General features: G+C 76.2%; 18 protein-coding genes. 3 read left to right on the top strand and 15 right to left on the bottom strand.

What is annotated here, in order from left to right; all coding sequences use genetic code 11:
• Positions 1-56 precede the first annotated feature (56 nt).
• From JD79_RS01140 to JD79_RS01200, 12 genes are all read right to left on the bottom strand, one after another.
• On the bottom strand, positions 57-1577 hold the full coding sequence (locus JD79_RS01140; RefSeq protein ID WP_110004054.1) for a flagellin N-terminal helical domain-containing protein: 1521 nt from the start codon (positions 1575-1577) through the stop codon (positions 57-59).
• Between the two features lie 126 nt (positions 1578-1703).
• The gene (locus JD79_RS01145; protein WP_110004055.1) at positions 1704-2168 is read right to left on the bottom strand and encodes a hypothetical protein; all 465 of its coding nucleotides are present in this window, start codon (positions 2166-2168) and stop codon (positions 1704-1706) included.
• On the bottom strand, positions 2165-2524 hold the full coding sequence (locus JD79_RS01150; RefSeq protein WP_245899486.1) for a TadE/TadG family type IV pilus assembly protein: 360 nt from the start codon (positions 2522-2524) through the stop codon (positions 2165-2167). The genes JD79_RS01145 and JD79_RS01150 overlap by 4 nt, the downstream gene beginning before the upstream one ends.
• A 94-nt stretch (positions 2525-2618) precedes the next feature.
• A complete protein-coding gene (locus JD79_RS01155) occupies positions 2619-2825 on the bottom strand; it encodes a hypothetical protein (protein ID WP_110004057.1) in 207 nt (68 codons plus the stop codon).
• A gap of 30 nt (positions 2826-2855) precedes the next feature.
• On the bottom strand, positions 2856-3791 hold the full coding sequence (locus JD79_RS01160; RefSeq protein ID WP_110004058.1) for a type II secretion system F family protein: 936 nt from the start codon (positions 3789-3791) through the stop codon (positions 2856-2858).
• A complete protein-coding gene (locus JD79_RS01165) occupies positions 3788-4651 on the bottom strand; it encodes a type II secretion system F family protein (RefSeq protein ID WP_245899488.1) in 864 nt (287 codons plus the stop codon). The genes JD79_RS01160 and JD79_RS01165 overlap by 4 nt, the downstream gene beginning before the upstream one ends.
• Complete coding sequence (locus tag JD79_RS01170; protein WP_211307815.1) at positions 4642-5886, bottom strand: TadA family conjugal transfer-associated ATPase; 1245 nt, start codon at positions 5884-5886, stop codon at positions 4642-4644. Before JD79_RS01170 ends, JD79_RS01165 begins: the two co-directional genes overlap by 10 nt.
• A gap of 187 nt (positions 5887-6073) precedes the next feature.
• The gene (locus JD79_RS01175; protein WP_110004059.1) at positions 6074-8239 is read right to left on the bottom strand and encodes an acyltransferase family protein; all 2166 of its coding nucleotides are present in this window, start codon (positions 8237-8239) and stop codon (positions 6074-6076) included.
• 438 nt (positions 8240-8677) lie between these two features.
• A complete protein-coding gene (locus JD79_RS01185) occupies positions 8678-11332 on the bottom strand; it encodes a putative bifunctional diguanylate cyclase/phosphodiesterase (RefSeq protein ID WP_110004061.1) in 2655 nt (884 codons plus the stop codon).
• A gap of 144 nt (positions 11333-11476) precedes the next feature.
• A complete protein-coding gene (locus JD79_RS01190; protein WP_110004062.1) occupies positions 11477-13027 on the bottom strand; it encodes an acetolactate synthase large subunit in 1551 nt (516 codons plus the stop codon).
• Positions 13024-13344 (bottom strand): EthD family reductase, encoded by a 321-nt coding sequence (locus tag JD79_RS01195; RefSeq protein WP_110004063.1) that lies wholly within the window; start codon positions 13342-13344, stop codon positions 13024-13026. Before JD79_RS01195 ends, JD79_RS01190 begins: the two co-directional genes overlap by 4 nt.
• Positions 13345-13426: 82 nt before the next feature.
• Entirely contained in the window at positions 13427-14362 is a 936-nt protein-coding gene (locus tag JD79_RS01200; protein ID WP_110004064.1) for an NADP-dependent oxidoreductase, read from the bottom strand.
• A 196-nt stretch (positions 14363-14558) separates the two neighbouring features.
• Between JD79_RS01200 and JD79_RS01205 the strand changes: the two genes are divergently transcribed.
• From JD79_RS01205 to JD79_RS24610, 3 genes are read left to right on the top strand one after another with little or no spacing between them, the layout of a single operon-like run.
• Positions 14559-15854 (top strand): bifunctional glycosyltransferase family 2/GtrA family protein, encoded by a 1296-nt coding sequence (locus JD79_RS01205; RefSeq protein ID WP_110007294.1) that lies wholly within the window; start codon positions 14559-14561, stop codon positions 15852-15854.
• Positions 15851-16924, top strand: a complete 1074-nt coding sequence (locus JD79_RS23265; RefSeq protein ID WP_245899490.1) for an ArnT family glycosyltransferase — start codon at positions 15851-15853, stop codon at positions 16922-16924. The genes JD79_RS01205 and JD79_RS23265 overlap by 4 nt, the downstream gene beginning before the upstream one ends.
• Before the next feature lie 11 nt (positions 16925-16935).
• A complete protein-coding gene (locus JD79_RS24610) occupies positions 16936-17868 on the top strand; it encodes a mannosyltransferase YkcB-related protein (protein WP_484098144.1) in 933 nt (310 codons plus the stop codon).
• A gap of 59 nt (positions 17869-17927) precedes the next feature.
• Here the strand turns inward: JD79_RS24610 and JD79_RS01215 are convergent, their stop codons facing one another.
• The 3 genes from JD79_RS01215 to JD79_RS01225 form a co-directional block, all read right to left on the bottom strand.
• A complete protein-coding gene (locus tag JD79_RS01215) occupies positions 17928-19124 on the bottom strand; it encodes an acyl-CoA dehydrogenase family protein (RefSeq protein ID WP_110004065.1) in 1197 nt (398 codons plus the stop codon).
• A 151-nt stretch (positions 19125-19275) separates the two neighbouring features.
• Positions 19276-20229, bottom strand: coding sequence for an HpcH/HpaI aldolase/citrate lyase family protein (locus JD79_RS01220; RefSeq protein WP_110004066.1), 954 nt, complete (start codon positions 20227-20229; stop codon positions 19276-19278).
• Positions 20230-20332: 103 nt separating this feature from the next.
• Positions 20333-21193 (bottom strand): DMT family transporter, encoded by an 861-nt coding sequence (locus tag JD79_RS01225; protein ID WP_110004067.1) that lies wholly within the window; start codon positions 21191-21193, stop codon positions 20333-20335.
• Positions 21194-21225 lie beyond the last annotated feature (32 nt).

The following is a 21225-nucleotide window of genomic DNA, read 5'->3' on the forward strand; positions in this document are numbered from 1 at the left end:
CCGGCGGACCCCGATCGGGACGACGGGACCGACTCGACCCGGCCCGGTGTCCCTGGTCAGCGCAGCAGGGCGAGGACGCGGCCGGCGGACTGGTTGGCCTGCGCCAGCACCGCCGTCGCGGCGGAGGCCAGCACCTGGCCGCGGGCGAGCGCGGTGACCTCCGCGGCCACGTCCACGTCGCGGATCCGCGACTCCGACGCCGTCGCGTTCTCGATCGCGACGCCGAGCCGGGCGACCCGCGAGGTGAAGCGGTTGTCCATCGCGCCGATGCGGCCCCGCAGGTCCGACACCCAGCCGATGGCCCGGTCGATCGCGCGCAGCGTCCCGGCGGTCCCGGCGTCCCCCGCGTAGTACGGCGTCATCGCCCGGGCGTCGGCCGCGGTCGAGGCCGGGCCGGGCGGCGGCGCCGTGAAGACCAGTCCGGTCGCGGTCGCGACGAACGGGCTGAAGCTCGTCCCCAGGGCGGCGATCGCGGCCGCGTCGAGCCGGTCGATGCGGTCCTGCGCCGTGACGGCCCCGGTGTAGTCGACCGAGCCGAGGTCGAAGGTCCGCCCGCCGTAGGTGACCGTGCCGACGAGCGCGTCGTAGCTGGTCGCGTAGGCGTCGGCGGAGACGTAGTCGCCGGCCAGCGAGAGCCGCCCGGCCGACGGGGTGTTGCGCGCGGCGGGGACGGCGGCGACCACCGTGGCGGCGGTCCCGCCTGCGTACTGGGGGGTCAGCGCGGCGGCGTCGGGCGGCAGGGACGCCGGCCCGGGAGTCGCGCCGGTGAACACGAGACCGGTGGGCGACGCGGTGATCGCGGCGCCCAGGCCGGCGGCGTCGAGCCGGTCGAGGTGGTCCTGCACGGTGACGGCGCCTGCCCAGTCGACCGCCCCGAGGTCGAGGGTCCGGCCGTCGTGGGTCACCGTCCCGGTCAGCGCGCGGAACGCGGCTCCGGACGTGTAGTCGCCCGCCAGTGTCAGCCGGCCGGGCGCCGGTGTGCTCGGCTCCACGGCGACGGCCTCGGCCAGCGTGTGCTGCAGGCCGAGGCCACCGGTCAGGTCGACGTCGGACAGCCCGAGCCCGGCCACGTCGGCCGCCCGGCCGGAGACCGTGAGGACGACGCGCACGCTGTCGCCGGCGTCGGCGCCGACCTGGAACAGCCGGTCGTAGGTGCCGTCGAGCAGCGGGATGCCGTGGAACGACGTCCGGCCGGCGACGTCGTCGATCTCGCTCTTCAGCTGCTCGAACTCCGCACGGACGGCGGCCGTCGCCTGCGCGTCGAGGAGCCTGCTGTTGCCGCCCTGCACGGCGAGGTCGCGCATCCGCCGCAGCATCGCGGAGACGCCGTCGAGGGCGGCGTCGGCGGTCCGCAGCAGGCCGATGCCGTCCTGGGTGTTGCGCACCGCCTGGGTCATCCCGCGGACCTGGGCGCGCAGGCCCTCGGAGACGCCGAGCCCCGTCGCGTCGTCGGCGGCGGTCGCGATCCGCAGGCCCGAGGCCAGCCGCCGCAGCGACGTCGCCACCGCCTGGTCCGTCCGGCCCAGCGCGCGTGAGGCACCGAGCGCCGCCACGTTCGTGGCGATACCCAGACCCATCCCCGCGCCTCCGTGCTCTCGGGGGCCCGCTGCCTCCGTGCGGCGGGCACCTCCTGTCACAACGGCACCACGGGGCCCGTCCTCGACCCGAACCGGGATCCGCACCCCATTCCGGGTGCCGCGGCCTCAGCGGTCGACGTAGCGGTCGGTCTCGACGGCGAACTGCCCCGTCGCGGTGTTGGCGTCGACGAAGTCGGGCAGCAGCGGGATCCGCACCGTCACCGTCGCGCAGACCGAGAACTCCTCCCCCGGCGCCAGCGTCGGCGTGTAGCCGCTCCCCGCGTCGTCGCACGCGACGCCGGCGGGCACGAAGGACAGCCGCACGTCGGTGGCCTCCACCGACTGGTCGGCCACCGCCAGCTGCGCCGCGCGCTCGGCCCGTGCCAGCCCCGAGCCGACGTCGGGGGCGGTGGCCAGCGCCCGCCCGGCCTCCCGCGCGGCCGCCGTCGCGGCGAACACCCCGCGCTGCACGGCCGAGAAGCCGGCGACGACGTAGACCAGCGGCACGAACACCACCAGCGCCACGAAGACGAACTCCACGATCGCCGACCCCCGCTCCCCACCACCCAGCCGCGCCCGCACCCACCTCACGCGGCCTCCTCCACCGCGCGGCCGGTGACGTCCAGCGGCAGCAGGTTCCCCAGCCCGGCCAGCAGCGTCGGCACCGCACCGGTGCAGCGCACGCTGACCAGCACCAGGCCGGTGCCGTCGACCTCCTCCGCCGCGGTACAGACCAGCCCCTCGGCGGTGCCCTCGGTCGTCGCCCGCGCCACCGCCGCCAGCGTCCGTCCGGCGGCGGCGCCGGTGGGCACGTCGGCGTTGGCGGCGTACCGGGCGCCCTCCTGCGCGCTCGCCGTCACCACGGTGCGGACGTGCACGTAGACCGCCACCTGCAGCACCGCCAGCAGCAGCACGACGACGAGCACCGAGACGAGGACGAAGTCCACGACGGCGCTGCCCCTCTCGGTGGTGACCCGCTGGAACGGCCTCGCTGCAGGGGCCCGCCGCCAGCCTGCGAGCGGTGGGGGGCAGCGAGGTCCTTCACCCACCGCTCGTGACGGAGGCCAGCGCGTTCTGCACCGCCGACACGATCGCCTCGCGGAACGGCACGAGGATGGCCAGCACGAGCGCCGCGGTCATCACGGTGATCATCACCCAGCCGGGGACGTCGCCCCGCTCGGGATCGTCCTCCCGCATCCGTGCGGCCAGTGCCGCCGTGGTCGTGAGCAGCCAGGCCCAGGCCCGCATGCGTCGTCCTCCTCCGTTGTGCACCGGCGCTCAGCGCGCCAGCGAGACGATGCTGATCAGCCCCGGGAACAGGGCGAACAGGACGGTGACCGGCAGCACCAGGAAGACGACCGGCACCATCATGGCGATCTCCTTGCGGCCGCCGGCCTCGAGCAGCCGGCGCTTGCCGGCCTCCCGGACGTCGGCGGCCTGTGCGCGCAGCACCTCGGCCAGCGGGGTGCCGCGCTCGATGGCCACGAGCAGGCCGTCGACGAAGCGGGCGAGCGCGTCGACCGACGTCCGGTCGGCCACCTGCTGCAGCGCCGTTCCCAGCGGGACGCCTGCCCGCGCCCGGCCGAGCGCCCCGCCGAGCTCGCGGGCCAGCTCACCGCCGGACAGCCGCGTGACCCGGGCGATCGCCCCCGCGGGCCCCTCCCCCGCGGTCACCGCCAGGGCCAGCAGCTCGGCGACGACGGGGAACTCGGCGAGCAGCAGGTCCTCGCGCCGGCGCACCTGCTGGGTCAGCCACCAGTCGCGCCCGAGGACGCCGCCGAGCAGCCCGGCCAGGCACAGCAGCGCCACCGACAGCACGTTGACGCTGCCGGCCAGCAGTGTGCCGACCGCCGCCACCAGCGCGGCGCCCAGCAGGCCGAGGCCGCCCCACACGACCTGCTCGACGCGGAGGTCCTCGACCGACTGCTCGCCGCCCAGGGCGTCCAGGCGGCGCCGGACGGCGGCGCGCCCGCCGAGCACGCGGTCGACGAACCGGGCGCCGTCGGCCACCACCGGGCCGAAGACGCGGCGCGCGGCGGTGAGCAGGCCGGGCGCGGTCGCCGTCCCGAGCAGCCGCGACGGCGGCGGGGTGTCGTGCACGTAGGGCGCCAGCCGGTCGACGAGCCGCACCGCGCGGAACGGCGGCGCGAAGGTGACGACCAGCAGCACGCCCACGGCGGCGACCCCGCCTAGGAACATGCCGAGGACCGTCATTGCAGCACCCGCACGTCCTGCGGCAGCCGCCCGATCCGCATCATCAGCCGGTAGGCCACGAGGCAGACGACGCCGCCGCCGAGCAGCAGCCCGGTGCCGAGCGGGGTGTCGTAGGCGGCCAGGGTCGTGGACTGGGTGGCCAGCAGCAGGAGCACCACCCACGGCGCGCCGACGGCGAGCCGCGCGGCCTGCACCACCCAGCCCTGCCGGGTCTCGAGCTCGGCCCGGGCGCGGGCGTCCTCCCGGAGGAAGCCGGCCAGCGTCCGCAGCACCCGGCCGAGGTCGGAACCGCCGACCTCGCGGGCCACCCGGAGCGTCTCGACGATGCGGTCGCCCACCGGGTCGGCGAGGTCGGCCTTGAGCCGGTCGAGGCTCTCGCCGAAGCGCCCGCTGGAGCGGTGGTCGGCGGCGAAACGGGCGAACGGCGGGCGCAGCACCTCGGGACCGCGGCTGGCCAGCGCCGCCAGCGACTCCGGCAGCGAGAGGCCGGCCCGCACGGCCGAGGCCAGGTTGTCGACCACCTCCGGCCACACCTCGCGCAGGTCGGCCCGCCGTCGCGCGGCCAGCCGGCGCACCTGCGCGTGCGGCAGGGCGGCGGCGAAGACGCCGAAGGCGAGGCTGACGGTGACCGTGCCGGTGGTCAGCAGGACGACGACGAGCGCGAGCACCGCGAGGGCGACCTGCAGCGCGACCAGCTGGGCCGGGTTGATGCCGGTCAGCCCCGCCTCGGCCAGCAGCCGCGCCCGGCGGCCCGGGCCGCGTGGCGTCGCGCCGCGCCGCGGTGCCCGGGGTCCGCTGCGCCAGACGAGCAGCAGCCCCACGCCGAGGAGCAGCCCGAGCAGCGCGCCGGTCAGCTCCACGACGACGTCCCGAGCAGCGCGGCGAGGTCGAACCCGGCGGCGGCGAACCGCTCGGGGTGGGGCGGGAAGCCGTCGGCGCGGACGAGCCGGCCCTCCCGGGTGGCGAAGACGTCGGCCAGCTCGACCACGCCGTCCTCGGCCCGCCCGGGCACCGCCACCACCTCGCGCACCCGGCGCTGCCCCGAGGCCTCCGTGGCCACGTGCACGACCAGGTCGACGCTGGCCGCGACCGTGGGGACGACGAAGGCGTGGCCGATGTTGTCCCCGGCCAGCAGCGGCAGGGTGCACATCTTCACCACGGCCTCGCGCGCGCTGTTGGCGTGCAGCGTGCACATGCCCGGCAGTCCGCTGTTGAGCGCGATCAGCAGGTCGAGGCACTCCTCCTGTCGCACCTCGCCGACGACGATCCGCGAGGGCCGCATCCGCAGCGCCTCCTTGACCAGCCGCCGCAGCGGGATCTCGCCGGCACCCTCGAGGTTGGGCTGGCGGGTCTGCATCGCGACGACGTCGGGCAGCGGCACCCGCAGCTCGAAGACCTCCTCGCAGGTGATCACCCGCTCGCGCGCCGGGATCGCCGCGCACAGCGTGTTCAGCAGCGTCGTCTTCCCGGCCTGCGTGCCGCCCGAGACCAGGATGTTCAGGCCCGCGGCGACGGCTGCCTCGAGGAAGCGGGCCGCCTGCGGGGTCAGCGTGCCGGTGGCGACCAGCTCGTCGAGGCCGTGCGCGCGCAGCACGAACTTGCGGATGTTGACCGCCACGTGCCGCCGGGTGACGTCGGGGAGGACGACGTGCAGCCGCGAGCCGTCGGGCAGCATCGCGTCGACGAAGGGCTGGCTCATGTCGACGCGCCGTCCCGAGCTGCGCAGCATCCGCTCCACCAGGTCGGCCAGCTCCCCGGCGCCGAGGATCGTCGTGGTCAGCTCGCTGCGGCCGCGGCGGGCCACGAAGACCCGGCCCGGCTCGTTGACCCAGACCTCCTCGACCTCGGGATCGTCGAGGTGGCGCTGCAGCGGCCCGAACCCGGCCACCCGGTCGAGGACGTCGCGCACCACCGACTCGGCATCGCCGATCGGCGGCAGCGCCGAGGTCAGCGACCGCTCGGAGTAGTCGGCGACGACGTCACGCACCAGCACGCGCACCGGCGCCGGGTCGCTGAACGGGTCGAGCCCGCGGCGCCGGATGAGCTCGCGCACCTCGCCGTCGACGACCTCCAGGGCGCTCGTCGCAGTCGGCACCGCACCCCCGTCTCGCCTGCCCGACCCCGTTCGGGACGACGGGACGATAGGGAGACGCAGGCGTTCCGCGGGAGGCTCGTCAGCCGATCTGTGGACAGCGCGTGCGCGGCCGGGGACCGGCTCCACCCGGCCGGGTGTCCCCCGTCAGCGCCGGGGGACGAGGGCCCCGGCGGCGTCCCGGATCTGCTCACCCGGCGGGCAGCTCCCGCGCCACCAGGGCACCCATCACGGGACCGAGGAAGGCGGCGTAGCCCGCGGTCAGGTGGTTGTCGTCGCGGAACACCAGCTGGTCGCCCACCACGAGCGGGCACTCGGCCGTGCTGCAGAACAGGTCGGTGAGGTCGGCGTAGCTCCCGCCGGCGGCCTGCACCACCTGCGCCTCGGCCGCGACGCCCGCCTCGTCCACCCCGGTCGCGCGGTCGGGGGTGCAGGCACCGGCGTCGTCGAGGTGCTCGGCCAGGCAGGAGGGCACCACCGCGTGCGGGTCGGGCACCGGGCTCAGGACCAGCACCGCCGCTCCGGTCGAGCGCAGGTCGGTCACCATGCGGCCCAGCGCGTCGAGCCAGACGGGGTCGTAGGGCAGGAACCCGAAGTCGGCGCCGTAGCGACGGGTCGTGGCCAGCACCACCAGGGACGGTGGCGCCGCCCGCAGGTCGGCGACCACCTGCTCCCGCCACTCGCCGCACTCGGTGTAGACCCGGTCCAGGTAGGGGCTGGTGATCGGCAGGTCGAGCAGCGGGCAGGTCACCTTGCTGGCGACCCGCAACCGCCAGCCCTGCTGCTCGGCGACCGGCTCCAGCGCCGGCACCCACTGCGCGGCGTGCGAGTCGCCGGCGAGCGTCACCGACACCGGCGCTCCCGGGACGCCGTACTCGCACGTCGGCTGCTCGACGGCCAGCCAGGTGAGGAAGCAGCCGTTGTTGAAGACGGCCGGCACGTCGGCCCGCGCCTCGGCCAGCGGCGGGGTGAGGTTCGAGGGGACGGCGGCCAGCCCGGCCGAGCCGGCCACGGCGGCCTGCACCTGTGCGGTGAGGTCGGCGACCAGCGCGTCCCGCGGGTCCACCGCAGCCGCGACGGGGGCGGGGGGCTGCGCCGGGACCTCCAGCGTGGCGGCCTCGGCGGCGGCCCCCTCACCGATCGGCGCCGGGACGAGCGCGGTGACCACCAGCGCGCCGGCCACCCCGGCCGCCGTCAGCCCGCCCCCGAGCAGCAGGCTGCGGCGGGCGGAGTCCCGCAGCGACCGGGCGAAGCGGACGCGGTTCTCCAGCAGGTGCAGCGTCGCGCCCGCCAGCAGGAGGGCGAGGGCCGCCGCGGCCAGCCGCCCCCCGAGCCCGAGGTCCCCGACGAGGTACGGGGCCAGCACCAGCACCGGCCAGTGCCACAGGTACCAGGAATAGGACCAGCGGCCGATGCCCCGCAGCAGGCCGATCGACAGGAGGCCGCCCACCCCGCCGCGGCGAGGACGGACGCCGGTGCAGACCACCAGCGCCGTCCCGACGACGGGCAGCAGCGCGGCCGTGCCGGGGAACGGCGTCCCCTCGTCGAGCAGCGTCGCGCCGGCCACCACCATGCCCAGCCCGGCCCAGCCCGCCGGGACGGCGAGCGCCGCGGGCAGCCGGCGCCACAGCGGCAGGCCCAGCGCGACGAGCCCGCCGAGGCCCAGTTCCCAGGCGCGGGACGGCAGGGAGAAGTACGCCCACGGGGGCGAGGACGACGTCCACGCGAGCGAGACGGCGAACGAGGCCGCCGTGAGCGCGGCGAGCACGGCCGCCGGCGGCACGACCGACCGCCGCCGGCCCCCGCGCCAGGCCAGCCAGCCGACGCCGATCATCAGCGCCGGCCACAGCAGGTAGAACTGCTCCTCCACGCCCAGCGACCAGAAGTGCTGGAACGGCGAGGGCGCGGTGTCGGCCGCGAGGTAGTCGGTGCCCCGGATCACCAGCGCGTAGTTCGCGCCGTACACCGCGGCGGCGACCGCGTCCCCCAGCGCGGTGCGCGCCTGCAGCGGCGGCAGCAGCCAGGCCGCCGCGACCGCCGTGGTCAGCAGCACCGTGATGCCGGCGGGGAGCAGGCGGCGGGCGCGGGCGCCGAAGAAGCGGCCGAGCCGCACCGTGCCCGTCGCGGCCAGCTCCCGCCACAGCAGGCCGGTGATGAGGAAGCCCGACAGCACGAGGAAGACGTCGACGCCGACGTAGCCACCCGTCAGGCCCGGCACCCCGGCATGGAAGAGCACGACGGCCAGGACGGCGACCGCGCGCAGGCCCTCGACGTCCGGGCGGAAGCCACGCCGGTCACCCGAGGCGTGCCGTCCACCGGCGCCGGGAGCCGGGAGCCGCGGGGACGCCCCGGGCACGGGCGGCGCGACGGCAGCGGGGCAGCGGCGGGCGGCGGGCCGCGGCGGGGCGTCCCGGCGCGAGCGGGCGGTCGAGCACGAGCGGCCGGGTGGCGTCGGCGGGCAGCGGCAGCGGGGGCAGTCCCCGGACGGGCCGGACCGGTCCGCGGGAGTCGGTGGTCGAGTGCGGCATGCGGTCCCCGGTCGGTCGTGCGGCTGCTGGCGGCGACGTCCACGGGGGCGACACCGCCCGGCCTGGACCCGGCCCGGCGCTCCCCCGCCGGATCCGCCCGCGGGAGCATGCCATCGCCGAACGCGATCGGTCCCCGGTGTCCGCCCCGGGGTCCACACGTGTCGCAGGGGTCCCGCGCGCCCCCTCGCTCCCGTCCCTCCGGGGGTGGGCGCCCCCCTGGAGGGTGGCCTGCGCCGCCGGTGTCCGCCACCGGCCGGACGGTGGCGTCAGGCGCGCCGGGCCGGCACGCGGGGGGCCCGGGGCAGCGGCACGGTCCCCGCCCGGGGACGGACCCGCTCCAGCAGCAGCGCCTCCGCGTCGCCGGGCTCCAGCGGCCTCGCGAACAGGTAGCCCTGCGCGCTGTCGCACCGGCCCTCGGCCAGCAGCCGCGCCTGGTGCTCGTGCTCCACGCCCTCGGCGAGCACCTCCAGGCCCAGGGTGCGGCCCAGGTCGATGGTGCCGCGCACGATCGCCGGCAGCGGCTCGCCCTCGGCCATGGCGCTGACGAACGACCGGTCGATCTTGAGCACGTCCACGGTGAACTGCCGCAGGTGCGCCAGCGAGGAGTAGCCGGTGCCGAAGTCGTACAGCGCCAGCCGCACGCCGAGCGCCCGCAGGGCCGACAGGCACGCGGCCGCCCGCTGGGGGTCGCCCACCAGCGCCGTCTCGGTCACCTCGAGCACCAGCGCACCGGCCGGCAGCCCGCTCTCGGCCAGGGCGGCGGCGATGGAGCCGACGAGGTCCGGCGAGGTCAGCTGGGTGGCCGACACGTTGACCGCCATCGTGCACCGCCCGGCGCCGGGGTGGCGGTGCCGCCAGGCCGCCGCGGTCGTGCACGCCTCCCGCAGCACCCACGCGCCGATCTCGTCCATCAGGCCCGCGGCCTCGGCCACCGGCACGAACCGGTCGGGGGTCACCGGGCCCAGCCGCGGGTTTTCCCAGCGCAGCAGGGCCTCGAAGCCGGTCACCCGTCGGTCGCCGAGGTCGACCACCGGCTGGTACACCAGCCGGAACTCGCCGCGGCACACCGCGCCGCGCAGCTCCTGCTCCAGCTCGCGGGCCGCCGTCGCCGCCGCGCGCATGCCGGGCTCGAACGACCGCACCCGGTCGCGGCCGTCGAGCTTGGCCGCGTACAGCGCCAGGTCGGCGTCGCCGATCAGCGACGCGCCCGCCACCTCACCGCGGCCCACGGCCACGCCCACACCGGCCGACACCGTCACCGCACCGCCGGGCAGCGCCACCGGCCGGGCCAGCACCTCCAGCACGCGGGCGGCGGTGAGCAGCGCCTCGTCGTCGCCGTCGCCGGCCTGCTCGACCAGCACGGCGAACTCGTCGCCGCCCAGGCGGGCCACGGTGTCGTCGGCGCGGACCGCGGTCCGCAGCCGGGTCGCCACCTCGCGCAGCAGCGCGTCGCCGGCGGCGTGGCCGAGCGAGTCGTTGACGGCCTTGAAGCCGTCGAGGTCGATCGACAGCACCGCGGCCGAGCCGCCGCCGCGCACCGTGCGGCGCAGCGCCTGGCCCACGCGGTCGGTGAACAGCGCGCGGTTGGCCAGGCCGGTCAGCCCGTCGTGCAGCACCGAGTGGGCGAGCGCCTCCTCCGCCCGGCGGCGGCCGGTCACGTCGGTGATGTGGACGACGACGCCGCCGACGTCGGGGTCGCCGCTGAGGTCGACCAGCCGCGCGCCGACCCAGCGGTCCTCGCCACGGTGCCGGGCGGGGAGCTCGGCGTCGACGACGCTGCCGCGGGCCCGCAGCGCCCGGGTGAACAGCGCGTCGGCCAGCTCGGGGTCGACGCCGGCCAGGCGGACGGCGTCGGCGGTGGTGGTGACGCCCGCGGGCGTGGCACCGAGCAGCGTGGCGAGCGGGGCCGGGTCGCTGAGCAGCCGCCCGTCGCGGGAGAGGACGAGGACCGCGTCGGAGGAGTGCGCGGTGAGCTTGGCGGCGAACCGCTCCCGCGTGCGCACCAGCGCCCGGGCGGCCGCCTCACCGCGCACGAGCAGCGCCGCGCGCACGAACACGAGGACGGTCAGCGTCACCATGGCGACGAACACCGGTCCGGCGGCGTCCTCGCGGCCGGTCCAGTGGAGGACCAGCTCCGTCGTCGGCGGCACCAGCAGCGCGCCCAGGCAGACGGTCAGGCGGCCCAGGCCGGACACCGGCTGCCGGACGTCGTCCCCCGCAGGAGGACGGGCGCCGGCACCGGGCCAGGCGGCGACGGCGAGCAGGACGCTGCCGAGCAGCCAGCCGGCGTCGAGCAGCGAGCCGAAGCTGTCGGCGTCGACGTCGAGGAGGTAGACGACGTCGGAGAACAGCCAGCAGGCGCACGCGACGGCCACGGCGAGCGAGGCCCGCTCCCCCTGCCGGCGGGTGGCCAGCAGCCGCACGACGAGGCCGATCAGCGCCGCGTCGAGGGCCGGGTAGAGCGAGAGGACGACGCGGTCGAGACCCCCGAGCGTCGGGTCCTGGACGATCGCGGCGATCGACAGCTGCCAGACCACGAGCAGGGCGGCCACGAACACCACGAGGGCGTCGATCCAGCCGGCCACCCGCTGGTCGCGGTCGGCCTGGCGGCTGCGGGCCAGGAGCGCCAGCGCGGCGGCCAGGCCCCCGTAGCCGAGCAGGTACGGGACGTCGGCGACGCCGACGTCCGCGCCCGTCCCGGTCAGGGATGTCTGGACCTGCCAGACGACGTCCCCGGCGCCGGACAGCGTGAGACCGAGCGCGACGAGGACGGCCGGGAGCTGCCGCCCCCCGCGGACCACGCCCACCCACGCCGCGAGCACCGCCAGCCCGACGACCGTGAAGTACAGCGCCGTGCCGGTGGGCGTCCCGTACGCCGCGCCCTCGGCGGCGAGCACGACGACGAGGGCGACGACCAGCACGGGCGCACGCCGCAGGGCCGGCCGGCTCCTGCCGGCGGCCCGGGTGCCTCCATCGATGGTGCGCGTCACGCCACGGCGATCGGCGTGGAACGGATCGGTCTGGAACGGATCCGGCCGGTGTTCCCCCCGGCGGGTGAGGTCCGGTCAGCCGGCCGGTCGCAGCACCGCCTGCACGAGGTGCGGACCGGGCTCGCGCAGCGCGGTGCCCAGCTGCTCGGCCAGCTCCTCGGCGGTCCCGGCGCGGGTGGCGGGCACGCCCATCCCGGTGGCCAGCGCGACGAAGTCCAGCGCCGGACCGCCTAGGTCGAGCAGCTGACCGGCCCGCTCCCCGCCACCGGCGGCGCCCACCCGGGACAGCTCGCCCTGCAGGATGGCGTAGGACGCGTTGTCGTACAGCAGGACCGTGACGTCGAGCTGCTCGCGGGCCATCGTCCACAGCGCCTGCAGCGTGTACATCGCGCTGCCGTCGGCCTGCAGGACCAGCACGGGCCGGTCGGGACAGGCCACCGCCGCGCCGACCGCCATCGGCAGGCCGTCGCCGATCGCGCCGCCGGTCAGGGCCAGCCAGTCGTGCCGCGGCGCGCCCGAGGTCAGCTCGGCGATCCCGACGCCGGAGGTGATCGCCTCGTCGACCACGATCGCCCGCTCGGGCAGCAGCGCGCCGACCACCGCCGACACCCCGCGCGGCGTCAGGCGGCCGGTCGGCAGCTCCGGGCGCGAGGCCTCCAGCAGTTCCGGTGCCGCGCCGGGGGCGGCCGCCTCCCCGAGCGCGCGCAGCGCCGCGACGCCGTCCTCGCCGGGCTCGGACAGGACGTGCACGGTGCAGTCCTCGGGCACCGGCGTGCCCGGCACCCCCGGGTAGGCGAAGAAGTGCACCGGGGACCGCGCCCCGGCCAGCACCAGGTGCCGGGTGCCGGCCAGCGCCTTGATCGCCACCTCCGGCGGATAGGGCAGCTTCCCGATGTCGGGCAGACCGGCGCCGCGCACGATCCGCGCCGGGAAGGTCTCGGCGAGCAGCCGGGCACCCGTGGCCCCGGCGATGGCGGACGCGGCGAGCTGCCCGTCCTCGCTCGCCAGGACGTCGCCCCCGAGCAGGACCACGGTCGGTTCGCCCGACTGCAGCACCGACGCCACCTCGGCCACCCGGGCCTCGGGCGGCGCGGGCGGGGACCAGGGCGGCGGCGGGTCGGCCACGGCGGCACCGTCGGACCACGACACGTCGGCCGGCAGCACCAGCGTGGCGATCTGCCCGCGCGCCGCCGCGGCGACCGCGTCCGCGGCGTCGGCGGCGACGTCCTCCGGCGCCAGCGACCGCCGCACCCAGCCCGACACGGTGCCGGCGACGGCGTCGATGTCGGACTCCAGCGGCGCGTCCAGCCGCTTGTGCGAGCGGCCGTGGTCGCCGACGACGTTGACCATCGGCGTCCGGCCGCGGCGGGCGTTGTGCAGGTTGGCCAGCCCGTTGCCCATGCCCGGCCCGAGGTGGAGCAGGGTGGCGGCGGGCCGGCCGGTCATGCGCGCCCAGCCGTCGGCGGCGCCGGTGGCCACCCCCTCGAACAGGGTGAGGACGCCGCGCATCTCGGGGACGTCGTCGAGCGCGGCGACGAAGTGCATCTCCGACGTGCCGGGGTTGGCGAAGCAGACGTCGACCCCGGCGTCGACGAGCGTGCGGATGAGGGCCTGGGCGCCGTTCACCGGGAGACGTGCACCTCGTTCACCTCGTAGTGGCTCATGACCGCGCCGCCGCTGGCGAACCTCGGCACGTCCTTCGCCGTCGCCCTGCCCTCGTCGGAGGCGAAGGCCTCGCCCATGGCCTGCTCGGAGTCGAAGTCGAGCTGCGCGACCAGGTACGGGGCGGGGTGCGCGGGGTCCATCGACCGGGGGCGTCCGGTGGTCAGCCGGACCAGCCCGGGCATCTGCACGGCGAGCGGGGTGTGCGTGTCGCGGTAGTACGCGTCGAACGCCGCCGGGTCGTCGGGCTGCCCGTAGCTGACCACCAGCCTGTGCACCATCAACCGCACCTCCGCGCTCGCGCCCGGGCACCGCTGCCCGGGTCTCCCCCACCCTGACAGGGATCCGACGGTCCCCGCGACCTCAGAAGGTGATCACCAGGCGGCCGCGCACCCCGCCGGCGGCCAGCACGCGGTGGGCCTCGGGCGCCTCCTCCGGCGCGAAGGTGCGGGCCACCCGCAGCGTCAGCTCGCCGGACTCGACCTGCTCGCGCAGCCGGTCGAGCGCGGCGGCGTTCTCGGCGTAGCGGCGCACCAGCGTCGGCAGCACCTCGACGCGGCCCGACCCGTCGCCGCGGTAGCCGCGCACGGTGGCCACCTTCCCGCCGTCGCGGACCGCGGGCAGCACCAGCGCGTCCTGCACCGACCCGTCGGCCAGCCCGTCGACGCCGTCGGGGACCTCCGCGCGGATCCGCTCGGCCACGTCGTCGCCCCGCCGCACCACGACGTCGGCGCCGAGGTCGCGGACCAGCCGCTCGTCGGCCTCGGAGGCGTCGGCGACGACGGTGTGCCCGTCGGCCTTCGCCAGCTGGACGACGTAGCCGCCGAAGGCGCCCGCCGCGCCGGTCACCGCGACCACCGACCGGGGAGGCAGCGCCATCTGGTCGAGGGCGAGACGGGCGGTGAGCGCGTTCATCGGCAGCGTGCAGGCGGCGACGGCGTCGGCACCGGCGGGCACACGGGCCACCGAGCCGGCCGGCAGCACGAGGTCCTCGCGGTAGGCGCCGTGCGCGCCGGAGGGGACGACGATCGCCATGACCGCGTCGCCGACGGCCACCCGGTCGACGTCGTCGGCGACCTCGACCACCTCGCCGGCGGCGTCCATGCCGGGTACCCACGGTGGCGTCTTCACCGGGTCGCGCCCGGCGTAGGCGCCGCTGCGCAGGTGAGTGTCGGTCGGGCTGACCGCCGCGGCCCGCACACTCAGCCGCACCCGGCCGGGCCCGAGCGGCTCGTCGGGCACGTCGACGACGGTGAGGGCCTCGGGCCCGCCGAACTCGGTCACTCCCACGGCTCGCACGTGCCGACCCTAGGAGGACCCCCCTCGCCCCCGCCCCCGCAGCCTCGGACCGGGCCGCTGCCGGGTGCCGCCCTCCTCCCGCTCGCACGCCCGCAGGGGCCTCACCGCGCGGCCGGCCCGTGACGTGACCCGGATCACAGCCGGCTGCCAGCGGCCGCACGGTGACGCCGCAGCTGCGGTCGTCACCGTCCGGGTCATGCCACCGCTCCTGCTCGGCACGGACCACCGCGCCGCTGCCGCCGGCCGTGGACGTCCCGTCGTCGACGTCGTCGTCCCGGTGCGCGACGAGCAGACCGACCTCGAACCCTGCCTGCGCCGTCTGCACGCCCACCTGACCGGGTCGCTGCCCTACCCCTTCCGCATCACCGTCGCGGAGAACGGCAGCACCGACCGCACCCTCGAGATCGCGCACCGGGTGGCCGCCGAACTGCCCGGCGTCGAGGTGCTCGCGCTGCCCGAGCCCGGGCGGGGACGCGCGCTGCGCACCGCCTGGCTGCGCTCGGACGCACCGGTCCTCGTCTACACCGACGTCGACCTGTCCACCGACCTCGCCGCACTGCTGCCGCTGGTCGCGCCGCTGATCAGTGGGCACTCCGACCTGGCCGTCGGCACCCGGCTCTCCCGCTCCTCCCGGGTCGTCCGCGGCCTGAAGCGCGAGGTGGTCTCACGCGGCTACAACCTGCTGCTGCGGCGCACGCTGGCCACCTCGCTGTCGGACGCGCAGTGCGGCTTCAAGGCCATCCGCGCGGACGTCGCCGCTGAGCTGCTGCCCCTCGTCGAGGACACCGGCTGGTTCTTCGACACCGAGTTGCTGGTGCTGGCCGAGCGCGCCGGGCTGCGCATCCACGAGGTGCCCGTCGACTGGGTGGACGACCCCGACAGCCGGGTCGACGTCCTGCAGACGGCGAGGGCCGACGTCGCCGGGATCGTGCGGTTGCTGCGCGCCCTGTCGACCGGCCGGCTACCGCTGGCCCGGCTGCGGGCCACCATCGGCCGCCGGCCGCTGCCCGAGCTGCTGCCCGGCGTCCCTGCCTCGCTGGCCGGCCAGCTGGTGCGCTTCGCCGCGATCGGCGTCCTGTCCACCGCTGCCCACCTGGCGCTGTTCGTCCTGCTGCGCGGCGTCGTCCCCGCCCAGGCGGCCAACCTGCTCGCGTTGCTGGTGACGGCGGTGGCCAACACCGCGGCCAACCGGCGGGTGACCTTCGGCGTCCGCGGCTGGGACGGCGCCGGCCGCTCCCAGCTGCAGGGCCTGGTCGTCCTCGCCCTGGCGCTCACGCTCACCAGCGGATCGCTCGGCCTGCTGCACGCCCTCGTCGCCGTCCCGTCGCCGGCCGCCGAGCTGACCGTGCTCGTCGCCGCGAACGCGGCCGCCACGCTGCTGCGCTTCCTGCTGCTCCGGGGCTGGGTGTTCCGCCCGGACCGCACCTCCCCCACCGGCGACCCCGCCGGCCCCCCGCGACCTGCCCGTCCCGGATCGGAGACCACGCGATGACCGCCACCGTGCCGCCTCCCCCGTCCCCCGCCGCACCCCTCGGGAGCCGGGCCGCCCGCCTGCTGCGGAGCCGCGACGCCGACCCGCGCTGGGTCCGTCCGGCCCTGCTCGGCCTGCTCGGCGCCACCGGCCTGCTGTACCTGTGGGGCCTGTCGGCCTCCGGCTGGGCCAACGCCTACTACTCGGCCGCCGCCCAGGCCGGCTCGCAGAGCTGGGAGGCCTTTTTCTACGGGTCCTCGGACGCGGCCAACTCGATCACCGTGGACAAGCCGCCCGCCTCACTGTGGGTGATGGCGCTGTCGGTGCGCCTGTTCGGCCTGTCGTCGTGGTCGCTGCTGGTGCCGCAGGCGCTCATGGGCGTGGCCACCGTGGGGCTGCTGTACCTGGCCGTGCGCCGGGTCGCCGGTCCGGGCGCCGGGCTGCTCGCCGGGACGGTGGCAGCCCTGACCCCGGTCGCCGTGCTCGTGTTCCGGTTCAACAACCCCGACGCCCTGCTCGTGCTGCTGCTGACCGCGGCGGCCTGCGCGCTGACCCGTGCCGTCGAGCGGGCCAGTGGGCGGGCGCTCGCGCTGGTCGGGGTGCTGGTCGGCCTGGCCTTCCTCACGAAGATGCTCCAGGCGCTGCTGGTCGTCGCGGGGTTCGCGCTGGCCTACCTGACGGCCGCGCCGACGACCCTGGGCCGGCGCATCCGGCACCTGCTCGGCGCCGGCCTGGCGCTGGTCGTGACCGCCGGGTGGTGGGTCGCCGTCGTGGAGCTGGTGCCCGCCTCGGCGCGGCCCTACGTCGGCGGGTCGCGGACCGACTCGGTCTGGGAGCTGATCTGGGGGTACAACGGCCTGGGCCGGCTGACCGGTCAGGAGATCGGCAACGTCGGTGCCGCGCCGGGCTGGGGGGACGCCGGGTCGGCCGGCTGTTCGCCGCCGCGGTCGGCGGCCAGGTGGCCTGGCTGCTGCCGGCCGCGCTGCTGTTGCTGGTCGCCGGCCTCGCCGTCGTCGGCCGGGCGCCGCGCACCGACCCGACCCGGGCCGCGCTGCTCACCTGGGGAGCCTGGCTGGGCGTCACCGGCCTGACCTTCAGCCTGATGGCCGGCATCTTCCACGAGTACTACACGGCGGTGCTGGCCCCGGCGATCGCCGCGGTGGTCGCGATCGGCGGCGCGCTGCTGTGGTCGCGGCGGGAGCGGGCCTGGGCTCGGCTGGTCCTGGCGGTCGCACTGGCCGGCACCGCGCTGTGGGCCTGGGTGCTGCTGGGCCGTTCGGCGGACTTCCTGCCCTGGCTGCGCTGGGCCGTGCTCGTGGCCGGGCCGGCCGCGGCGGTCGTGCTGCTCGCCGTCCACCGGCTCGGCCGCGCCGTCCTCGCGGCGGGCACGGCCGCCGCCGTCCTGGCCGGCCTGGGCGGCCCGGTCGCCTACGCGGTGCAGACGGCCGTGACGCCCCACGTCGGCGCCATCCCGACCGCGGGGCCGGCGGTGTCCGGGGACGACGGCTTCGGCCCGGGCGCCGTCCTGCAGCCGGGGACCGGGGGCCCGCCGCCGGGCACGGCCGGCTCCGGGGAGCAGGTCCCCGGTCCGGCGGGTGCGCCCGGCGGGGGCGACGCCACCACGGTCGTCCCGCCCGGCGGTGGGGACGGTGGACCGAGCGGCCCGGGCGGACTGCTGGGCACCGGTGAGGTCAGCGACGAGCTCGCCGCGCTGCTGGCCGAGGACGGGGCGTCCTACACCTGGGCGGCCGCGACGGTCGGGTCGAACGACGCGGCGGGCTACCAGCTGGCCACCGGCCTGCCGGTGATGCCCGTCGGCGGCTTCAACGCCAGCGACCCCTCCCCCACGCTCGAGCAGTTCCAGCAGTACGTGGCCGACGGCGAGATCCACTGGTTCATCGGCGGGGGGCTGGGGACGGCCGACGACGGCGACGGCTCCGCGTCGGCCCAGATCGCCGCGTGGGTCGCGGAGGAGTTCACCGCCCGGACCGTCGACGGCGTGACGGTCTACGACCTGACCCGGCCGGTGACCTGATCCCGCGGTCCTCGTGCCCTGCACACGACCGTGTGCAGGGCACGAGGACACCGCGGACGTCAGCGGTGGAGACCGTACTCCTTGAGCAGGCCGCGGCTGATGATCGTCTTCTGGATCTCGCTGGTGCCCTCGCCGATGAGCAGGAACGGCGCCTCGCGCATGAGGCGCTCGATCTCGTACTCCTTGGAGTAGCCGTAGCCGCCGTGGATGCGGAAGGACTGCGTGGTCACCTCGGCGCAGTACTCGCTGGCGATCAGCTTGGCCATGCCGGCCTCGACGTCGTTGCGCCGGCCGGCGTCCTTGAGGCGGGCCGCGTTGACCATCATCAGGTGAGCGGCCTCGACCTTGGTGGCCATCTCGGCCAGCTGGAAGGCGATCGCCTGGTGCTGCACGATCGGCCTGCCGAAGGTCTCCCGCTGCTGGGCGTACTCCACCGCGAGCTCGAAGGCGCGGATGGAGATGCCGCAGGCGCGGGCGGCGACGTTCACGCGGCCCACCTCGACGCCGTCCATCATCTGCGCGAAGCCGCGGCCGGGCTGCCCGCCGAGGACCATGTCCGCGCCGATGCGGTAGCCGTCGAACACCAGCTCGGTGGTGTCGACGCCCTTGTAGCCCATCTTGTCGATCTTGCCGGGGATGGTCAGGCCCGGGGCGACGGTGCCGAAGCCGGCCGGCTTCTCGACCAGGAACGTCGTCAGGTTCTGGTGCGCCTTCTCCGCGCCGAGGTCGGTGCGCACCAGGGCGGCCACCAGCGTCGAGGACCCGCCGTTGGTCAGCCACATCTTCTGGCCGTCGATGACGTAGTCGTCGCCGTCCGGCACCGCCTTGGTGCGGATGCCGGCGACGTCGGAGCCCAGCCCCGGCTCGGACATCGAGAACGCGCCGCGGACCTCGCCGGTGGCCATGCGCGGCAGGAAGTGCTCCTTCTGCGCCTGCGTGCCGTGCTGGCGGATCATGTAGGCGACGATGAAGTGGGTGTTGATGACGCCGGAGACGCTCATCCAGCCGCGGGCGATCTCCTCGACCACCAGCGCGTAGGTCAGCAGCGACTCGCCGAGGCCGCCGTACTCCTCGGGGATCATCAGCCCGAAGATGCCGAGCTCCTTGAGCCCGTCGACGATCTCGGTCGGGTACTCGTCGGCGTGCTCGAGGGCCTGCGCGTGCGGGATGATCTCCTTGTCCACGAAGCTCCTGACCGTCGACAGGATCTCCTGCTGGATGTCGGTCAGGTCGGCGGTCTGCGCCAGTCGGGCCACGCTCACTCCTCGGGGACTCCGGTGTCCGGTTGCTACCGGCGAGTATGGGCGAGGCCCTCCGGCCCGTCGCCGTGTCCCCGGTCACCACTGCCGCAGACGACGACGGCCCGCTCGGGGATCTCCCGGGCGGGCCGTCCCGTGTCTGCGGGGCTCAGCCCTCGGGCGGGGTGAACGCCGAGCTGCGGCTCATGCCGGCCGCGCGGCCCTTGCCCGCGATGACCAGCGCCATCTTGCGGCTGGCCTCGTCGATCATCTCGTCGCCGAGCATCGCCGAGCCCTTCTTGCCGCCGGCCTCGGAGGTGTACCAGTCGTAGGCGTCGAGGATCAGCTCGGCGTGGTCGTAGTCCTCCTGCGACGGCGCGTAGATCTCGTTGGCGGCGTCGATCTGGCCCGGGTGCAGCACCCACTTGCCGTCGAAGCCGAGGACCGCGGAGCGCTTGGCGACCTCGCGGAAGGCGTCGACGTCGCGCACCTGCAGGAACGGGCCGTCGATGGCCTGCACGCCGCGGGCGCGGGCGGCCATGAGGATCTGCATGAGGATGTAGTGGAACGGGTCGCCCGGGTAGTCCGGGTGCAGGGCGCCCACGACGAGGGACTTCATGTTGATGCTGGCCATGAAGTCGGCCGGGCCGAAGATGATCGTCTCGATGCGCGGGCTGGCGAAGGCGATGTCGTTGACGTTGATCAGGCCCTGCGCGGTCTCGATCTGCGCCTCGATGCCGATCCGCCCGACCTCCAGGCCGTTGGCCTTCTCGATCTGGGTGAGCAGGAGGTCCAGCGCCGCCACCTGGGAGGCGTCGACGACCTTCGGCAGCATGATGCAGTCGAGGTCCGCGCCGGCGCCCTCGACCACCTCGATGACGTCGCGGTAGGTCCACTCCGTCGTCCAGTCGTTGACCCGGACCGTGCGGATCTTCTCGCCCCAGCCGCCCTCGTTGAGCGCCGCGACGATGTTCTTCCGCGCCCCGGGCTTGGCCAGCGGCGCGCACGCGTCCTCGAGGTCGAGGAACACCTGGTCGGCGGGCAGGCCCTTGGCCTTCTCCAGGAAGCGCGGGTTGCTGCCCGGCACGGCGAGGTTGGAACGACGGGATCGGAGCTCGGCCACGGTGCCTCCAGCTGGGGTGGTGGGGTGGGCGGACGACCCCGCGGGTCGGGATCTTCGGCCACCGGAGAGTAGACAGACGGCGGGGACGGCCCCTTCTGCCGGGTCAGGTGACCGGCTCGACCGGCGTCGGCGGCCGGCTCGCCCGCACGACCAGCGCCACCCCGGCCACGACGGCGACCATCCCCGGCAGCGCGAGCAGCGGCGGGGTCTGCCCGAGCAGCACGAGCGCCACCAGCAGCGCACCGGGCACCTCCAGCAGCACCGCGAGCCCGACCACGGTGGGCCCGACGGTGGACAGCACGAGGTTGAGCAGCGTGTGCCCGAGGATCTGCGCGCAGACGGTGATCGCCGCGATCAGCCACCAGTCGCGCGCGCTGAACCCGGCGAGCGGGGTGGTGGTTCCCAGCGCCGCGAGGGCGAGCACGGCCGCGCAGGTGGCGTAGCAGACGACGGAGTACGCCGACGTCGCCAGCCGCGTGCGGGCGCGCGCCCCGGCGAGCATGTAGCCGCCCGCGCAGATCGCGCCCAGCAGCGCCAGCCCGTCGCCGGCGAGCGCCTCCAGGCTCACCGCGACGTCGACCCCGGCGATCAGCGCGGCACCGACGACGGCGAGCCCGAGCCCCGCCCACACCTGCCCGGGCAGCCGCACCCCGGAGACGCGCGCGGCCAGCGCCGTCCAGATCGGGGTGGTGGTGACCAGCGCCGTCGACGCGGCGACGGTCGTCATCGACAGGCTGGGCAGCCAGGCGGCGAAGTGCGCCGCCAGGAACAGCCCGGCGACGACCGAGCTGCCCAGGTCCCGCGGGCGCAGCCCGGTCAGCGTCGCGCGCTCCCGGCCGAGGAGCACCGGGACCAGCAGCGCCGCGCCGGCGGCGTTGCGCCAGAAGGCGATGGCGAGGAACGAGGTGCTCACCAGCGCGGTCAGCGGGCCGGAGAACGACACCCCGACGACGGCGACCGCCATCAGGCCCACCTCGCGGGCGCCCGGGCGGTGGA

It is taken from the genome of Geodermatophilus normandii (assembly GCF_003182485.1).
Classification (GTDB): domain Bacteria; phylum Actinomycetota; class Actinomycetes; order Mycobacteriales; family Geodermatophilaceae; genus Geodermatophilus; species Geodermatophilus normandii.